This window comes from Mesorhizobium montanum (assembly GCF_033977145.1).
GTDB lineage: Bacteria > Pseudomonadota > Alphaproteobacteria > Rhizobiales > Rhizobiaceae > Mesorhizobium > Mesorhizobium montanum.
The window spans coordinates 191,344-208,586 of the sequence record NZ_JAVIJF010000003.1; the positions used below are offsets into that span (position 1 = coordinate 191,344).

At 63.2% G+C, this 17,243-nt stretch carries 13 protein-coding genes; 7 read left to right on the plus strand and 6 right to left on the minus strand.

Features of this window, described 5'->3' with window-relative positions; genetic code table 11:
* Positions 1-308: 308 nt before the first annotated feature.
* Genes RFM68_RS05345 through RFM68_RS05355 form a run of 3 tightly spaced genes read right to left on the minus strand, consistent with a single transcriptional unit; the run spans position 309 to position 3,962 of the window.
* Positions 309-1,688: an aspartate aminotransferase family protein gene (locus RFM68_RS05345; RefSeq protein WP_320231654.1), complete on the minus strand. Its 1,380-nt coding sequence runs from the start codon at positions 1,686-1,688 to the stop codon at positions 309-311.
* A gap of 52 nt (positions 1,689-1,740) precedes the next feature.
* Entirely contained in the window at positions 1,741-1,863 is a 123-nt protein-coding gene (locus RFM68_RS05350; RefSeq protein WP_320231655.1) for a capsid protein, read from the minus strand.
* A 32-nt stretch (positions 1,864-1,895) separates the two neighbouring features.
* Positions 1,896-3,962: a prolyl oligopeptidase family serine peptidase gene (locus RFM68_RS05355; protein ID WP_320231656.1), complete on the minus strand. Its 2,067-nt coding sequence runs from the start codon at positions 3,960-3,962 to the stop codon at positions 1,896-1,898.
* Between the two features lie 115 nt (positions 3,963-4,077).
* Between RFM68_RS05355 and RFM68_RS05360 the strand changes: the two genes are divergently transcribed.
* Positions 4,078-4,614, plus strand: a complete 537-nt coding sequence (locus tag RFM68_RS05360) for a hypothetical protein (protein WP_320231657.1) — start codon at positions 4,078-4,080, stop codon at positions 4,612-4,614.
* A 124-nt stretch (positions 4,615-4,738) separates the two neighbouring features.
* Here RFM68_RS05360 and RFM68_RS05365 read toward each other — a convergent pair whose 3' ends face one another.
* Positions 4,739-5,899, minus strand: a complete 1,161-nt coding sequence (locus RFM68_RS05365; protein ID WP_320231658.1) for an MFS transporter — start codon at positions 5,897-5,899, stop codon at positions 4,739-4,741.
* A 331-nt stretch (positions 5,900-6,230) separates the two neighbouring features.
* Between RFM68_RS05365 and RFM68_RS05370 the strand changes: the two genes are divergently transcribed.
* From RFM68_RS05370 to RFM68_RS05385, 4 genes are all read left to right on the plus strand, one after another.
* Positions 6,231-7,808 (plus strand): trimethylamine methyltransferase family protein, encoded by a 1,578-nt coding sequence (locus tag RFM68_RS05370; RefSeq protein WP_320231659.1) that lies wholly within the window; start codon positions 6,231-6,233, stop codon positions 7,806-7,808.
* Positions 7,809-7,985: 177 nt separating this feature from the next.
* Entirely contained in the window at positions 7,986-10,568 is a 2,583-nt protein-coding gene (locus tag RFM68_RS05375) for a GcvT family protein (protein ID WP_320231660.1), read from the plus strand.
* A 38-nt stretch (positions 10,569-10,606) separates the two neighbouring features.
* A complete protein-coding gene (locus RFM68_RS05380) occupies positions 10,607-12,163 on the plus strand; it encodes an ArnT family glycosyltransferase (protein WP_320231661.1) in 1,557 nt (518 codons plus the stop codon).
* Between the two features lie 14 nt (positions 12,164-12,177).
* Positions 12,178-13,518: a M24 family metallopeptidase gene (locus RFM68_RS05385; protein ID WP_320231662.1), complete on the plus strand. Its 1,341-nt coding sequence runs from the start codon at positions 12,178-12,180 to the stop codon at positions 13,516-13,518.
* Here RFM68_RS05385 and RFM68_RS05390 read toward each other — a convergent pair.
* Both RFM68_RS05390 and RFM68_RS05395 read right to left on the minus strand, forming a co-directional pair.
* A complete protein-coding gene (locus tag RFM68_RS05390; protein ID WP_320231663.1) occupies positions 13,486-14,325 on the minus strand; it encodes a phosphate/phosphite/phosphonate ABC transporter substrate-binding protein in 840 nt (279 codons plus the stop codon). The genes RFM68_RS05385 and RFM68_RS05390 overlap by 33 nt on opposite strands.
* A gap of 79 nt (positions 14,326-14,404) precedes the next feature.
* Complete coding sequence (locus tag RFM68_RS05395; RefSeq protein WP_320231664.1) at positions 14,405-15,415, minus strand: fatty acid desaturase; 1,011 nt, start codon at positions 15,413-15,415, stop codon at positions 14,405-14,407.
* 228 nt (positions 15,416-15,643) lie between these two features.
* Here RFM68_RS05395 and RFM68_RS05400 point away from each other — a divergent pair, with 228 nt between their 5' ends.
* Both RFM68_RS05400 and RFM68_RS05405 read left to right on the plus strand, forming a co-directional pair.
* A complete protein-coding gene (locus RFM68_RS05400) occupies positions 15,644-16,501 on the plus strand; it encodes a helix-turn-helix domain-containing protein (RefSeq protein ID WP_320231665.1) in 858 nt (285 codons plus the stop codon).
* Positions 16,494-17,168 carry a DUF1989 domain-containing protein gene (locus tag RFM68_RS05405; protein ID WP_320231841.1) on the plus strand — a complete coding sequence of 225 codons (675 nt, stop codon included), beginning with the start codon at positions 16,494-16,496 and terminating at the stop codon, positions 17,166-17,168. Before RFM68_RS05400 ends, RFM68_RS05405 begins: the two co-directional genes overlap by 8 nt.
* The last annotated feature ends 75 nt before the right edge of the window (positions 17,169-17,243 follow it).

Consider the following 17,243-nt stretch of genomic DNA (forward strand, 5'->3'; position numbering starts at 1 on the left):
GGTTATTTTCAAGATTTTCCGATGTGAAGCCGGCAAATTTAGATTTGCTTAAGGTCTCGCTAACGCACCGGTAACGATGTGCCTTTAAAACGGATTGCGAGGCGGACATCGCGTCTGCCCGGCGCTCCGGATCAGGTCTCGCGTACCGGAGCCCGTAAATTTCGCAAGTATTCCTGTAGCGAAATGCCATGCGTATCTGGCAGAGCCGCGTTCCCGTCGGGACGCGGTTTTTGCGTTCGGAAAGCAGCACGCGAGACGTCAAGGGATGGACCGGGCGCCCGATCGAGGAGCGCCCGGAGTAAATCTGCTTAGCGCTTCCGCAAATCGGCATCGGCGAGATCAAGCGCCTTGGCGATGCGCTCGCAGGCCATGTCGATGGTGTCGCGCGTCCAGATCAGCGGCGGCGACAGGATCATCGTGTCGCCGGTGGCCCGCAGCATCAAGCCTTGTGCAATCGCGTGGTCGCGCACGACGACCGCGGCACTTCCCGACGGCAGGTAGCGTTCCTTGGTCGCCTTGTCCTTGACGATCTCGATCGCGCCCATCAGGCCGATCGAGCGCACCTCGCCGACCAGCCTGTGGCCGGCGATCTGTTCCTGCAGCGCCTGCGCGAAATACGGACCGGTGTCGTTCTTGACGCGCTCGACCAGCCCTTCCTTCTCGATGATCTCGAGGTTCTTGAGCGCCACCGCGCAGGCCACCGGATGACCGGAATAGGTATAGCCGTGATAGAACTCGCCACCCTTCTCGACCAGCGTCTTGGCCACACGGTCGCCGACCAGCAGCGCCGACAGCGGCTGGTAGCCCGAGGTCAGCGCCTTGGCGGTGGTGATGGTGTCGGGCTCGATCCCGAAAGTCTGCGCCGCGAACCATTCGCCGGTGCGGCCATAGCCGGTGATGACCTCGTCCAGCATCAACAGCACATCGTATTTGCGGCAGATGCGCTCCACTTCCGGCCAGTAGCTCATTGGCGGGATCTTCACCCCGCCGGCGCCCATCACCGGTTCGCCGATGAAGGCGGCGACCTTGTCGGCGCCGGCTTCGAGGATCGCGTCCTCGACCGCCTTCGCCGCGCGCATACCGAAATCATGATCGCTTTCGCCGGGCAGCGCCAGCTCATAGGCATAGGGCATCATCACATGGACGATGTTGGGCACCGCGCCACCGAGCTGCTTGTGCATCGGCTCCATGCCGCCGAGGGACGTGCCGGCGATCGTCGAGCCGTGATAGGCCGACTTGCGCGAGATGACGCGGTTCTTCTCGGGCTTGCCCTCAAGAGCCCAATAGTGGCGCACGAGCCTGAGCGCCGTGTCGTTGGCCTCCGACCCGGACGAGCCGTAGAAGACCTGGCTGACATGCTTGGGCGCCAGCTCCGCCAGCTTCTTCGACAAGAGCACCGGGGTCGGCGTCGAGCATTTGAAGAAGGAATTGTAGTAGGGCAGCTCCTTCATCTGGGCATAGGCGGCCTCGGCCAGTTCGTCGCGGCCGTAACCGACATTGACGCACCACAGGCCCGCCATGCCGTCGAGGATTTCGGTGCCGTCGGCATCGTAGATGAACGGGCCATTGGCATGGGTGATGATGCGCGACCCGGTCTCACGCAGCTCCTTGTGGTCGGTGAAGGGATGAAGGTGATGCGCGGCATCGATCTGCTGAAGCTGCTTCAGCGAATAATTCTGATAGGTCATGGATTTGATCTTTCCTCTTGAATCAATCCGGCAACGGCCGGGGGCGGATTCGTCAGAGGAAGGCGGGCGGTGAATAGCCGATGCGGGCGCACAGCCGCAAAAGCTCGGCACGCAGCGTGCGCGGTGACGGCGTCACCGCGACCCCGAAGGCGCCAGAGGTGCTGATGCGGATCATGGCGGCAGCTTATGCCGCCTGAGGCCCAGAATTCAAGCCATGCCGGCAAGCGCCCGCTGCAGGAACATGTAGCGCATCGCCGTCTGTGCCGCCTGCGGCCGGCGGTCGCCGCGTCCGCCATGGCCGCCTTCGGTCTCTTCGAAGAACAGCGTCCCGCCATGACCGGCCTCCTGCAGCCGCGCCGCCATCTTGCGCGCATGGCCAGGATGGACACGGTCGTCCGCGGTGGACGTCATCAACAGCACCGGCGGATAGGCAGCATTGACCGCGACATGTTGATAGGGCGAATAGGCGCCGAGCCAGGCCGCCGCCTCCGGCTTCGACGGGTCGCCATACTCCGCGATCCACGAGGCGCCGGGCGGCAATTCGGTGTAGCGCAGCATATCGAGCAGCGGCACGTCGATGATGATGGCGCCGAACAGATCCGGGCGCTGCGTCAGCGACACACCGGTGAGCAGGCCGCCATTCGAGCCGCCCTGGATGCCGAGTTGTGCCGCCGTGGTGACGCCGCGCCGGACCACATCCTCGGCCACCGCCGCGAAATCGTCGAAGGCGTTCTGGCGCTTGCCTTTGAGCGCGGCCTGGTGCCAGGCCGGACCGAACTCGCCGCCGCCGCGGATGCTGGCCTGGACATAGGCGTTGCCCTTGTCCAGCCAGAGCCTGCCGCGAATGCCGGCATAGCCGGGCAAGAGCGGCACTTCGAAGCCGCCATAGCCGTAGAGCAGCGCCGGCACCGGCCCCTTCTGGTCGCGGCGCCGCACCACGAAATACGGGATCATCGTGCCGTCCTTCGAGCGCGCCTCGAACTGCTCCGAGACATAAGGCGAGGCATCGAATCGGGCCGGCTGCGACTTCACGGTTGCCAGCGCCTCGGCATTGTCGTCAGACCAGATGATCGAGCTCGGCGTCAGGAAATCGGTGAAGGAGAAGGACACGCTCGAACCGAAATGCTCGACATGGCTGATGCCGACATTGCCGTTGTCGGGCAGCGCCACCGGCTTCAGCGACCAGCCATCGGCGGTGCGGTCGCAGGCAATGACCTTGCCGCGCACATTGTCCATCAGGTTGATGAACAGCCGGTCCTGCGTCCTGGCGAGCCCGGCGATCGAAACGCGATGCGCGGGCTCGAGCACGGGTTCGAACGGACCGAATGTACCGGTATCGATCCAACGGTCGAAATCGACCGAATAGAGCCCATCGGGCAGGCAGCGCGTGCCGTCTGGCGCCGTCCAGGAGCTGCGCACGCCGAAGATGAGCTGGCCCTTGAAGATCGCCGTGTCGGTGGCGTCGTCCGGCAGCGGGATACGCCGGTTCTCGCCCGACGCCAGCCGCAGGAAACTGTGCGAGGTGAAGAAGTCGAGCGTCTTGCCGAGCAGCATATGCCGCTTGTCGCCGTCATATTCCACGCCGCCACCGACCGCGAGGTCATGCTTCTCGCCTTCGAAGATCGGCGTTGCCTCCTCGAGCTTGGCGCCGCGCCGCCAGAGCTTGATCACGCGGGGATAGCCGGACTGGGTCTTGTCTTCTTCCTCGAAAGCCGCCGAGACGATCACTGTGTCTTTGTCCAGCCAGGAAAAACCCGACTTCGAGGCCGGCGCGCGAAACCCGTCCTCGACGAAGGATTTCGTCGCGATGTCGAACTCGCGCATCTCGCTGGCGTCGCCCCCGTCTGGCGACATGTAGAGCAGGCAGCGGTCGAAATCGGGATAGAGCCGGCTGGCGCCGCCGAACACCCATTTCACGCCCTCCTTTGCCGAGAGCTCGTCGAAATCGATGATCGTCTCCCAGTCCGGCTTGTCGGTCTTGTAGGATGCGACCGTAGCGCGCCGCCACAAGCCAAGCGCGTTGGTCTTGTCCTGCCAGAAATTATAGACGTAGCCGGCAAGCGCCGTCCCGACCGGCATATTGTCCTCGGCGGTCATCAGGTCGAGCGCGGTTTCGAACGTGTCCTGATAGGAAGGATCGCCCTGCAGTTCGGCGACCGTCAGAGCATTCTGGCGATGAACCCAGTCGAGAGATTGCTTGCTGTTGCGGTCCTCCAGCCAGAGGAAAGGGTCGTCGGTTGAAGCTTGCTGCTTTTGTACGCTCGATTGGGTCATGTCGTCTCCGAAATCTGCCTGCTGGGTGCCACAAACATCGGCATGGCGCTACCGACATTCAATCGGAGCGTCTAAAAAGGAAGCTCCGAAAATCGCCATGCAAGGCGAATAACCTATGCAACGTCTCTACATAGCCACCGAGAAGTTTGGTCCGTCCCACGGCACCGAATGGAAGGAATACATCGAGTGGTCGGGCCTCATCCAATTGACCGAAGTCGTCACGCTTGATGGGATGCTTTGCGCATTCGCGCTCCCTGAAACCAAGGAGAGCTACTGGCCCCACATCGTCAATGAAGACAACATGCTCAATTTCTTTGTCGATTTGGATTTCCTGCTTTCGGAATTGGCCGATGCGCGCGATCTCAACATCCTTGGCGTGATCCGCAGGCCATCGGTCGATGTGCGCTCGCTTGCGTGGGACGGGTTTGCATTCCTGGGCTACGACCTAATGGACAAGGATGTCGGCAACAGCGCCTTGAGCAATTGCGGCGGCTTTCCGGACGTGTTCGCGAACACGGAGCTATCCAGTGTCGGGCTGTTGGACGACTTCGATCGCGTGGTCGAAATTCGGGATCTGCTGCTCAGAACGCATCCGCAAGAGCGACACGCCGATTGCGATCTCTGGGCAATCTTCCGGCAGCGGGGCAACTAATGCATGTCGCGCAAAAGTGACCTCGGTTTTGCGACAACGACATGCATCAAACAAAGCCTTAAAGCGCGTCGCATGAATCCGTTTCGACGCGACGCGCTTTAAGGACTCCGAGAACGCGATCTCCCTATGAGACCCGTCTTCGAATGACCGTGGTCGCGGCCAGCGCCGCGCAGATCGCACCCAGCGTGACCGGCAGGCCGGAGGCGCCGATGACATCCATCACGCTACCGGTGAGCGGCGGCACGATGATGCCGCCGACACCCCACATCAGCGAGAAGGCGGCATTGCCGGCGACCAGCGCCGAGCCGGTGAAGCGTTCGCCGAGCTCGATGATCGACATCGTGTAGATGCCATAGGAAACGGCGCCCCAGATAAAGATGCAGGCCCAGATCGCCGGCGTCTCGATCAGCGCCGGCAAAAGCACGCATCCGAGGATCGTCACCGCCACGCAGCCGAAGCGCACCAAGCGCGCCGTCAGCCTTTCGGCGAGCAGCCCGAGCGGCACCTGCATGGCGATATTGCCGGCAATCATCGCCGACAGCAGCGCCGACATGCGCGCCTCGGGAATGCCGTGATGCGTGCCGTAGACGGGAAGCAGCGCCAAAATGGCCTGCTCGAAACCGGCGGCAACGACGACCGCCGACAAAAGGAGCCAGGCGCGCGGCATGAAGCCAAGCACCGAGACCTTGTTCCCGGCCTCGTCGACCTTGGGCAGGCGCTTCACCACCAAGGCCAGGCAAGCGCCGCAGAAAAGGAAAGCGAAGATGCCGACCAGGAAAGGCGGCCAGCCTTCGGTGCCGACGGCAAGCAGGCAGAGCGGGCCGGCCGCGAAGCCCGCCGAGATGATGGTCGAATAGATGCCCATGACGCGACCGCGCCGCGCCGGCGGCGCCAGAGCGATCACCCAGATTTCGCTCAAGACATAAAGCGGGTTGGTCACCACGCCGATCAGGAAGCGCAGCGGGAACCACAGGTAGACATTTTGCGTCCATCCGATCAGCGCCAGCACCAGCGCCGAGAGCGCGGCGCAAGTGAGAGCGGTGCGCCCTGCCCCGAACCGCCTGGCCAGTTCCGGGATCAGAGGCGATGACAGGATGAAACCGACCGGCGTCATCGCCGCCGACAGCCCGATCACCGCCGGCGACACGCCCTGGCGCTGCAGGATGAAGCTGAGCAGCGGGTAGGAAAGCCCTTGCGCGATGGCGAAGACAGACACGGTCGCGATCACATCGGTGATCGCGGCCCACTGCATCCTCTCGCCACTCTCCGAACCCGCCAGAGCCATCGTTCCTGCTCCAATCGTTCGGAGGACTTAGCCGTTGTGGCCGGTTGCCGTAAGGCCCACGGAGGGTGAAAGCGGATGCTCCAGCCAGTCCCTGTCAAGAGCGCCGACGCTGCAGCAGCCTGTTACGGCGGCCTTGTGAAAGGGAAGCGGTCATGTGGCTCGCAGTTGAATCGTCGGCGCCCGATGTCGGCTGGAAACGGCGTGCGTACGCCTCAACCGCCTGCCCTTCCGGCATGTCGCTTCCCTCGCCCTAGTGGTCGCCGCCTCTTTACCAGCCGCATTGCCGCCGGTCCATTATGCCGGCCACTTTCGCATCCTCACGAGGCTTCGCATGACCGCCGCCCTTCATCCTGCCGAACCGGCACTGGCAACCGATCGCGCCCGCCGTGGCGGCCGCGCGGGCAAGCGCGCCGGCGGCTCGGCCGCCTTCGAGCAGCCCGCCTTCCGGCAGTTGAAGAACCCGCTGACGCCGACCAAGCTGGTGTCCGACGACGAATTGGAATCGATCCACCTCGCCTCGCTGCGCGTGCTGAGGGAGATCGGCGTCGACGTTTTGCACGACGAAGCCCGCCGCATCATGAAGGGACATGGCGCCGACGTGCGTGAAGGCAGCGAGCGCGTACGCTTCGACAGCGACATGATCCTCGAGCTTGTCTCGCATTGCCCGTCGGAATTCACGCTGCATGCCCGCAACCCGGCGCACAATCTGCGCTTCGGCGGCAACAACGTCATCCTGTCGATGATGGCTTCGGCGCCCAATTGTTCCGATCTCGACGGCGGCCGGCGGCCCGGCAACCAGGCCGACTACCGCAACTTCCTGCGGCTGGCGCAAATGCACAACATCCTGAATTGCACCGGCGGCTATCCGGTCGAGCCGATCGACATCCATCCTTCGGTCCGGCACCTCGAATGCATCCGCGACCTCGCCATGCTGACCGACAAGGTGTTCCACATCTATTCGCTCGGCAAGGAGCGCAACGTCGACGGCATCGAGATCACCCGCATCGCGCGCGGCATCAGCCACGAGCAATTGATGCAGGAGCCATCGGTCTTCACCATCATCAACACCAATTCGCCACTCAAACTCGACGTGCCGATGATGGAAGGCATCATCCAGATGTCGAGCAAGGGCCAGGTCGTCATCGTCACGCCGTTCACGCTCTCCGGCGCCATGGCGCCCGTCACCGTCGCCGGTGCGCTGGTGCAGCAGAACGCCGAGGCGCTCTCCGGCATCGCCTTCGCCCAGATGGTGAAGAAGGGCGCGCCGGTCGGCTATGGCGGCTTCACCTCCAATGTCGACATGAAGTCGGGCGCGCCGGCCTTCGGCACACCGGAATACATGAAGGCACAGCTCGTCGGCGGCCAGCTCGCCCGCCGCTATCAAATTCCCTACCGCACATCCAACACCTGCGCCGCCAACACGGTCGACGCGCAGGCCGCCTATGAAAGCGTATTCTCGCTATGGGGCGCGATCCAGGGCGGCGGCAATCTGATGATGCATGGTGCCGGCTGGCTGGAAGGCGGCCTGCGCTGCTCCTACGAAAAGACCATCCTCGACATCGACCTGTTGCAGATGGTGGCCGAGTATCTGACCCCGCTCGACCTCTCCGAGGATGCGCTCGGCTTCGACGCCATCCAGTCGGTCGGCCCGGGTGGCCATTTCTTCGGCACCCCGCACACGCAAGCGCGCTACAAGACTGCCTTCTACGCGCCGATCGTCTCCGACTGGCGCAACTTCGAGACGTGGGCCGAGGCGGGTTCGCCGACGGCGATGGAACGCACCAACAAGGTCTGGAAGGAGCGCCTTGCCTCCTACGAGGAGCCATACATGGATCCGGCCATCCGCGAGGAACTCAACGACTTCGTCGAAAAGCGCCGCGCCGAAGGCGGCGCGCCGACTGACTTTTAATAGGCAATACCGGTTCGATGAATAGTCGACCCCCACTCCGTCGAGCTTTGCTCGACACCTCTCCCCCGATCGACGGGGGAGAGGAAAGGCGCGAGGCGATTCCAGCTGGCGCCCTTCCTCTCCCTCCGGAGGGGGGCCTCTTAAAAACTCAATCTCTTTAAAAACGGACCTATCTTCATGAAATCCCACGTAAAAGCGGTTGTCATCGGCGGCGGCGTCGTCGGCTGTTCGGTACTCTATCACCTTGCCAAGGCTGGCTGGACCGACATCATGCTGATCGAGCGCTCGGAGCTGACCTCCGGCTCGTCCTGGCATGCGGCGGGCGGCTTCCATACGTTGAACGGCGACCCGAACGTCGCCAAGCTGCAGGCCTACACCGTCCAGCTCTACAAGGAGATCGAGGAGATCTCAGGCCAGTCCTGCTCGCTGCACCTGACCGGCGGCGTCATGATGGCCGATACGCCGGAGCGCATGGACTTCCTGCGGCTGGCGCACGCCAAGGGCCGCTATCTCGGCATGGACACCGAGCTGATCACGCCTTCGGAAGCCAAGGCGATGTTCCCCCTGATGGACGAGAAGAATTTTGTCGGCGCCATGTGGGATCCGGTCGAGGGCCATCTCGACCCTTCGGGCACCACCATCGCCTATTCCAAGGCGGCCAAGAAACTCGGCGCGGAAATCGTGCTGCGCAACCGCGTCGTCGACCTGACGCAGCAGCCGGACGGCACCTGGAACGTCGTCACCGAACAGGGTACGGTTCACGCCGAGCATGTCGTCAATTGCGGCGGCCTGTGGGCGCGCGAGATCGGCCGCATGGTCGGCGTCGAACTGCCGGTGCTGGCCATGGAGCACATGTACCTGCTTACCGAGCCGATGCCGGAGGTCGAGGAATTCAACAAGTCGACCGGCCGCGAGATGATCGGCGTTCTCGACTTCAAGGGCGAGATCTACACCCGCCAGGAACGCAACGGCATCCTGCTCGGAACCTATGAGAAGGCCTGCAAGCCCTGGTCGCCGGTCAACACGCCCTGGGATTTCGGCCATGAACTGCTGCAGCCCGATATCGACCGCATTGCGCCGTCGCTGGAGATCGGCTTCAAGCATTTCCCCGGCATCGAGAAGGCCGGCATCAAGCAGATCATCAACGGCCCCTTCACCTTCGCGCTCGACGGCAATCCGCTGGTCGGTCCGGTGCAGGGCCTGACCAATTTCTGGTGCGCCTGCGCCGTCATGGCCGGCTTCAGCCAGGGCGGCGGCGTTGGCTTGGCGCTGTCGAACTGGATGGTGCATGGCGATCCGGGCTTCGACGTCTGGGGCATGGATGTCGCCCGCTTCGGCGAATGGGCGAGCCTGCGCTACACCAACGCCAAGGTGCGCGAGAACTATTCGCGGCGCTTCTCGATCCGCTTCCCGAACGAGGAATTGCCCGCCGCCCGTCCGGCGCAGACAACGCCTCTCTATGACACCATGCTCGCCAACAACGCGGTCATGGGCGATTCGTGGGGTCTCGAAACCCCGCTGTGGTTCGCGCCGAAGGGCAAGGAACCCAAGGACATCGTTTCCTTCCACCGCTCGAACGATTTCGGCCCGATCGGTGAGGAAGTGCGCGCCACGCGCGATCACGTCGGCGTCACCGAGATCGCCAACTTCGCCAAATACGAGGTGTCGGGACCTGCAGCCGAGGATTTCCTCAACCGGCTGATGACCAACCGCATGCCGAGGGTTGGCCGTATCGTGCTGACCCCGATGGTCAACGAGTTCGGCAAGCTGATCGGCGATTTCACCATCGCCAAGGCCGGCCCAAGGGACGGGGAAGACCGCTTCATGATCTGGGGCTCTTCGGCCGCGCAGAAATACCATATGCGCTGGTTCGAGAAGCACCTGCCGAAGGATGGTTCGGTGCGCATCCACCGCTTCGACCAGACGCTGGTCGGCCTGTCGATCGCCGGACCGAAATCGCGAGACCTGCTGCAGAAGCTGGTCGATGTCGACATCTCGACCAAGGCCTTCCGCTTCATGGACTTCCGCGAGATGGCGGTCGGCGGCGCGCCCTGCATGGTCAACCGCATCACCTATACCGGCGATCTCGGCTACGAGATCTGGATGGCGCCGGCCTATCAGCGCCTCGTCTACAAGGCGATCAAGGAGGCCGGAGCGGAATCCGGCGTCGTCGATTTCGGCATGCGCGCGCTTTTGTCGATGCGCCTCGAAAAGAACTTCCCGACCTGGTTCCGCGAGCTTCGCCCGATCTACGGCCCGTTCGAAGGCTCGATGGACCGCTTCATCAAGCTCGAGAAGAACGACTTCATCGGCCGCGAGGCCTCGGCCAAGGAACAGGCCGACGGGCCGAAGCTGCGCCGCGTTTCCTTTATCGTCGATGCCATCGATGCCGACGTGATGGGCGACGAGCCGATCTGGGCCAAGGTCAGCAAAGACTACGGCACGGTTGAGAAGCCGCATGGCTATGGCGCGCCCCGCTTCGACATGTCAGGCAAGGAAGTGCGCGGATCCAAGGCCGCCGAAGGCGCTTCCGCGGTGCGCGGCATCGTCGATGGCGACTGGCGCGTCGTCGGCTGGGTGACCTCGGGCGGCTATGCGCATTACGTCCAGAAATCGATGGCGCAGGGCTATGTGCCTGCAGCCCTTGCCGAGGACGAAAGCGCCGGCCTGTTCGAAATCGAGATCCTCGGCCACCGTCGCCCGGCCCGCATCAATGTCGAGCCGCCTTTCGACCCGAGCGGCGAGAAGATGCGGACCTGACGTGTCGGCAATTGTTGGATCGTGCCGGTTGTTATGGCATGGTCAAGCCACTACCGGCGCATCAGCATGAGAAGACTATCCCCTTGCGGCAGCTAGAGAAGTGGACCGATTGGCTCTGCGATGAACGGGTCGGTCCATTCAGCGCCGCGGTCGCTTTTGCCCTCCTCTACTGCCTGACCCAGATCATGGCGATGGCGCTGCTCTCCCACGTTGCGGAGACCGGCGTCGGCGTCGACGATGCCGAGCAACTGATGGAAATGCGGTTCCTGGCTGCCGGCTACGGCAGCTCGCAGCCGCCTTTATACACCTGGCTCGCCATGCTTGCGGCCTCGTTGGTCGGAACCAGCGTCCTTGCCCTCAAGATCGTCAAATACGGCCTGCTGGCCACGGGGCTGGCCGCCTATTTCACCGCCATCCGCCGTTTCGGCTATTCGAACCGCGCCGCTGCCGCCGGCATGTTCGGGCTGCTCCTGTTTCCCCAGATCTTCTGGGAGATGCAGCACGCCCTCACCCACTCGGTTGCCATATTCTGTTTCACCTCGGTGCTGCTTTTGGCGCTGGTCGAGGTGCAGAAACGCCGATCGGCCATTGCCTATGCGCTGTTCGGCCTGGCGACGGCGGCCGCGATGCTGTCGAAATACAACATCGTCATCTTCCTTGCCGCGTTGTTCCTGGCAGCCCTCTCGGTTCGCGAAACGCGTGAAGCAATCTTGGACCGCCGCTTCCTGATCAGCGTGGCGGTGGCGATCCTTGCCTGCCTGCCGACGCTTTATTGGAGCCTCATGCACCCTCAAGACTTCCTGTCGCACAGCGGCGGCTTTGGCGTCGCCGAGGGCGATAGCGCAGCGGAAACGGCGGCGCTCGGCTTCGTCGGTTTGGCCAGGGCGATCCTCAACTTCGCCGCCCTGCCCGTCACGATCTTTGCCGTCGCCTTGGTCCTGGCGCGCAATAGCCCGGCGCCGTTGTCGCTGCCCGCCCCCTGGCCTGAAAAGCTGCTGTGGCGCGGCATAATCTTCGGTCTGTTGGTCACGCTGGTGCTGGTTCTGGCCGGTGGCGTGACGCAGTTTCGCGACCGCTGGATGCTTCCCCTGTTCATCCTGTTGCCTGCAGCCTTGGCCATGCGTCTGGACGCCAGAGGGGAAAAGGGCCGCAAAACGCAAGGCACCGTCGTCTTCGTCGGTGCTGTCCTCGCCGTGCTTGTGCTCCCGGTAAGCTGGTACATGCACCTGAACGGCGGCGAGAGCCGCGGTCGCATCGTGCAGATGGATTATCCGGCGCTCTACCGCCAGATCACCGCCGATGGGCCGGTCAGCACCGTGGTTTCGAGCTGGTTCTGGATCGGCAATCTGCGCCTGATCGATCCCGACCTTATCGTGCTCGACGACGAGATACCCGACTTCACTCGGTCGATCCGCGAGCCGGCAGTGCTTGTCTTGATGAGCGACAAAGAGCCTCCCTCGGTCGTTTTCGACAGGATCGCGAAGGCCGGCTATGGGATGGACACGATCCATCGGCGCATCGCGGTGCCGCAGTTGCTGGGGGGCGAACCGCGCCAGGTCACGATCACCAGGCTTCACAAGTTGACGGCGCAATAGGCGTCGGGGGACCCATGGATAAGCAGCGCTTTGGTCGCCATCGCAAGATCATGCCCTTCGAACCCGGCTCGGTCGAAGCGCTGCGCGAGGCCTCTCGCGAGAAAGCCGCCGCGCTCAACCAGCATGTGCTGGGCTATGGCGCGATAGCCGAAGCCGAATGGGCCGCGGCAGGCATCGCCGCGCCCGACCTGCCCGCCATGCGCAAATACAGGCTCGATCGTATCCGCGCCGAGCTGAAGCGCCGCGGCTACGCCGGCGCCCTGCTCTACGACCCGGTCAACATCCGCTACGCGACGGACTCGACCAACATGCAACTCTGGGTCGCGCACAACCCGACACGCCATTGTTTCGTCGCCACCGAAGGGCCGGTGGTGCTGTTCGATTATTTTTCCTGCGAGCACCTGTCCGACCATTCGGGCGTCGTCGACGAGGTGCGCCCGGCTGTATCGTGGATGTATCTCTACAGCGGCGAGCTCACCGAGCAGAAGGTTCGCCGCTGGGCCGCCGGCATCGCCGATCTCATTGCCGAGCATGGCGGCGGCAACCGACGCATCGCCATCGACCACATCAATCCCGAAGGCGTCGAGGAACTCGCTCGCCGCGGCATTTCCGTCGGCAATGGCGAAGCCGTGATGGAGAATGTACGCCTCATCAAATCGCCGGACGAGATCCTCGCCATGCGCCGTTCCATCGTCGCCTGCGAGGCGGCGATGAGCGAGATGGAAGCGGCGCTGAAGCCCGGCATCTCCGAGAACGAGCTGTGGGCTGAGCTGCATCGCGGCAACATCGCGCGCGGCGGCGAATGGATCGAAACACGGCTTCTGTCGTCGGGGCCGCGCACCAATCCCTGGTTCCAGGAATGCTCATCGCGCCTAATCGAGAATGGCGATCTCGTCGCCTTCGACACCGATCTCGTCGGTCCTTACGGCTTCTGCGCCGACCTTTCGCGCACCTGGCTCTGCGGCGACAAGCAGCCGTCGAACGAACAGCGCGACCTGTTCCGCATTGCCGCCGACCAGATCGCGCACAACACCGCGTTGATGCGGCCGGGTATCTCCTTTCGCGATCTCGTCGAGCGCTCGGCCGTGCCGCCGGGCGATTGCTATCCTGCACGCTACGGCGTGCTCTATCACGGGGTCGGCCTGGCGGACGAATACCCGACGCTGCCGCATGCCGGCGACTGGGCCACCGACACGCCGGATGGCGTGCTCGAACCCGGTATGGTGCTTTGCGTCGAAAGCTATGTCGGCAGGCTTGGCGGGCGCGAAGGCGTCAAGATCGAGGAGCAGATCCTGATCACCGAGACTGGCAACGAGAAACTCTCAACCTACCCGCTGGACGAGCGGCTGCTCTGATGCACCGCCTTCGACCACCGCGACAGCGTCGCGCATCGCGGCAACGATCGAAGCCAGGGTGGTCCTGGCTGTGATATAGGGCAGGCCCTTGCGCCGTGCCGTCCAGCCGACGACTTTCACGCCCTGCGCAGCCGGCTCGAAACGTTGCGCCAGTGCCCAGCTTTCGCAGTCGATGGCGGCGATATCGGCCCTGCCCTCGGCGATGGCGACGATCGACGACCGGTGGCCGCCGCTTTCGCTGCGCGAGGCGAAAATATCAAGGCTTTCGCCCATCGCCTCCAGGTCGCGCGTCAGCCCGATCAGCCCGGACATCGAATCCGGATTGTTGAAGGTGAAGCGCCTGCCGCGCAGAAGATCGATCGGGATGATGGGCTTGCCGTCATGCGGCGAGGCAACCGGCGGCTCGTTATCCGCAGGCATTATCAGCGCGCTGGAATAGAGTTCTCCCTGCCCGCCCTCGAACGCATCGTAGTTTGGCTGGGCAATCACCTGCACATGCCGGGCAAGGCCGAGTTCCATCGGCCCCCAGCAGGTTTGCCCGAAGAGCATCGCCGGGCTCAGCCAGAGCTGGTGAAAATCGAACTCGTCCGGGGGCAGAGTCGCCGGGTCGGGCGCGATCAGTCCTCCGGCGCCATCAAGGATACCGCCAGGCACGGCCGGCAACTCGCGATTGCTGCGAGCGACTGCCTCCGGCGCATCGATGCCCCTTTGCCGGAAGGCGTCGCGCAGCCTCACCCATTGCGCGTCGACTTCACCACGCGCCTCGGGCCAGTCATACATCGGCAGGGCCGCAACGAACTCACTCATGTCGAATAGCTTTCAAAGACAAGCGGCCTTCGGCGCGCCTGCGTTCCGCCGCAAAAAAAGCTGTCGCGGAAAGTCGAGATTACTCCTTCGGCGGCTCAGCCGGAACCGGTGCTGTTCCAAGCCCGCTGACATTGCGCGCCCTGACGCGCGGCTTGAAGGCGCGGCCCGGTTCCGGCGCGCGACGCAACATCGGATGGATGACCGGCTCCTTGGCCTTGAAGGCATAGGATTTGATCAGCGACAGATAGTTCGGATAGACATAGCCGTTGTTCATCCGCAGCCATTCTTCGCGGCGATCGCGAAACAGCTTCGGCAATCTGTACCAGGCAACCGTCGGGCTCTTGTGATGCACGAAATGCAGGTTGTTGTTGAGGAACAGGTACGACAGCGGCGAGCGTTCGACGATGATGGTGCGCCCTTCCGGATGTTCGGACCACTGATGCTCGGCATAGGTGCGCACCGAAATCAGCGACTGTCCGAGCCAGACCGGCACCAGCACGTAGAGCCAGAGCGGAATGCCGAAGCCGAACGTTACGATCGGCGCCACGACGGCAATGCCGATGGCATGCAGCAGCCAGGCCTTGCGGATCGCCTTGTCGCCGGCGGCGATCTGCTTGGCGTCGTCGATGAAGAAGCCGACCGACGACAGCCACGGACCGAGGATCAAGCGGCCGACCATGGTGTTGTTGATCTTGAGCAGGAACTTCATCGCCGGCGGCAGTTCCTCATGCATCCAGAGCGCTTGGTAATAGCTCTCCGGATCGTCCAGCGGATCAGTCAGCCGCTCATCGGCATGATGGCGAAGATGGATGGTCTTGAAGCGCCGGAACGGCCAGACAAACCCGATCGGCAGGAAGACGAACGCTTCGTTGATCCTGGCGCTGCGGGTCGGATGGCCATGCAGCACCTCATGCATCAACGAGGATTGCAGCGCCAGGATCAGCGCCAGGGCGATCAACGCGATCAGGGGATGGGATGGCCAGAGCAGGAAGCCGGCGGCGAGCCATGTGCCGTAGCAGAAGAGGGCGAGAAATACTGTCGGCCATTCGATTGCCGGTGCGCCGCTACGTCTCTTGTTCATGCTCGTCATGCTATCGACCACTGCCTTCCAGTCGCCGGAACCACCTCGATTCCTGACAACATTGTGTCAGGAGCCTGCCGTTACATCAACGAGACAAAGCGCACAAACTGTTGCGAGTGCGCATTTTTAGCTGCAGATGTTATATATTGTAAACAGAATTGAGGATTCATTTACGCTTGAGCCGCGACAAGCACGGCCTCGGCGCAAAATTATCCTCCCGCAAGCAGGAGCAGCCTGATGGACAAGCGCGATCTGTCGACGATCTTCCGGGAGCGGCTGAAATTGCTCTTGACACGGTCCGACCTCAACCAGTCGGCCTTCGCGACGGCCGTCGGCATCGACCGTTCGGCGCTGTCGCAACTGCTCTCGGGCGCCTCGACCCGCCTGCCCCGCGCCGAGACGCTTCTCAACATCGCCGCCGAGTTCAAGGTGTCGCTCGACTGGCTGCTGGGCTTGAGCCACGACGAAGGGGTCACCGGCGAAATCCGCGAGAGCCTGGAGATCGAGGAAGCGCCCGACGGCTTCGACCGCACGCTGCTCGCCAAATGGCATGCGGAGGCGGCCGGCACCAAGATCCGCTACGTGCCCGCCGGCATTCCCGATCTTCTGCGCACCGAGGCGTTGATCGACTATGAGGCCGGCATCGCCAACAAGAGCCGCGAGGCGCAGGCCGGCGAAACGCAATACCGCATCGACTATACAAGGCGGCCGGAGACCGACATGGAGGTCTGCATGCCGCGCCACACGCTGGAGATCTTCGCCCGCGGCCTCGGCGTCTGGGACCGCTTCCCGGAGGCCGAACGGCGCAAGCAATTGCTGCACATGGCAGCGCTGCTCGACGACCTTTATCCGACCTTCCGCCTGTTCCTCTATGACGGCCGTATGCGCTACTCGATCCCCTATACGATCTTCGGCCCCTATCGCGCCGCGATCTATGTCGGCGACATGTATATCGTGCTGAGCGCCACCCAGCCGATCCGCACACTGACCAGCCATTTCGACAATCTAATCCGGGCCGCCGACATCAACGCGCACGAGGCGGCGAGCTTCACGCAGAAGCTGGCTGCAATGTCCTTCTCGTCAGGCTCTGTCTGATCGCCGGCATCGATGCCATCTTGGCGGTCGGCCTGGCCGCCGCTCATCGTTTCAGGAAAACCCATGCAAGAACCGCGTCACGTCATTTGTTCCTCCTCAATCGGGCCGTTCGATGCGCGTCAGACGCGGCGATCTGATCCGCATCGTCGATCCCAAGGGCCAGCAGGTCTCCGACCTCTGGGCCTTCTCGACCAAGGGCAGGCTCGACTGGCTGAGCACGTCGCAGACCCGCGACATCAGCGAGCGGCTGTTTCCGAAACCGGGCGACCATTTCTACAGCGCCGCAGGCAAGATCATGCTGACGCTGATCGAGGATGCCTCGCCCGGACCGCACGATATGCTCTACCCGGCCTGCGACAGCGCGCTCTATGAAAGGGCCGGTCTGCCCAACCACCCGAACTGCCGCGACAATCTGATGAAGGCGCTCGGCACGGAAGGCATTGAACTTCCCTTCGCGCCCGACCCTGTCGATCTTTTCCAGAACTCCTTGCCGCAGCCGGACGGCACGCTCGTTGTCGAGGCTTCGATCAATCCGCCGGGCGGTTACGTGACATTGCGCGCCGAACAGGACCTCCTGCTTGTCGTCACCGCCTGCTCGGTCGACCACCACCCGACCAATGGCGACGCCTGCACCGAGATCGAGGTCGAGATCATTCCGGCTGCATAGGGCCGTACCACCTGCAAACTCGTTGACTAGACATAAAGACTTCTTTATATCGTTATTTGAATTCGGAAGACGAAC

Excerpts from the sequence above, each read along its gene's own strand:
- RFM68_RS05370 (WP_320231659.1), top strand. The coding sequence starts at position 6,231 with ATGACCGCCGCCCTTCATCCTGCCGAACCGGCACTGGCAACCGATCGC.
- RFM68_RS05395 (WP_320231664.1), bottom strand. The coding sequence starts at position 15,415 with ATGACGAGCATGAACAAGAGACGTAGCGGCGCACCGGCAATCGAATGG.
- RFM68_RS05375 (WP_320231660.1), top strand. The coding sequence starts at position 7,986 with ATGAAATCCCACGTAAAAGCGGTTGTCATCGGCGGCGGCGTCGTCGGC.
- RFM68_RS05385 (WP_320231662.1), top strand. The coding sequence starts at position 12,178 with ATGGATAAGCAGCGCTTTGGTCGCCATCGCAAGATCATGCCCTTCGAA.
- RFM68_RS05360 (WP_320231657.1), top strand. The coding sequence starts at position 4,078 with ATGCAACGTCTCTACATAGCCACCGAGAAGTTTGGTCCGTCCCACGGC.
- RFM68_RS05355 (WP_320231656.1), bottom strand. The coding sequence starts at position 3,962 with ATGACCCAATCGAGCGTACAAAAGCAGCAAGCTTCAACCGACGACCCT.
- RFM68_RS05380 (WP_320231661.1), top strand. The coding sequence starts at position 10,607 with ATGGTCAAGCCACTACCGGCGCATCAGCATGAGAAGACTATCCCCTTG.
- RFM68_RS05390 (WP_320231663.1), bottom strand. The coding sequence starts at position 14,325 with ATGAGTGAGTTCGTTGCGGCCCTGCCGATGTATGACTGGCCCGAGGCG.
- RFM68_RS05350 (WP_320231655.1), bottom strand. The coding sequence starts at position 1,863 with ATGATCCGCATCAGCACCTCTGGCGCCTTCGGGGTCGCGGTGACGCCG.
- RFM68_RS05365 (WP_320231658.1), bottom strand. The coding sequence starts at position 5,899 with ATGGCTCTGGCGGGTTCGGAGAGTGGCGAGAGGATGCAGTGGGCCGCG.
- RFM68_RS05345 (WP_320231654.1), bottom strand. The coding sequence starts at position 1,688 with ATGACCTATCAGAATTATTCGCTGAAGCAGCTTCAGCAGATCGATGCC.
- RFM68_RS05400 (WP_320231665.1), top strand. The coding sequence starts at position 15,644 with ATGGACAAGCGCGATCTGTCGACGATCTTCCGGGAGCGGCTGAAATTG.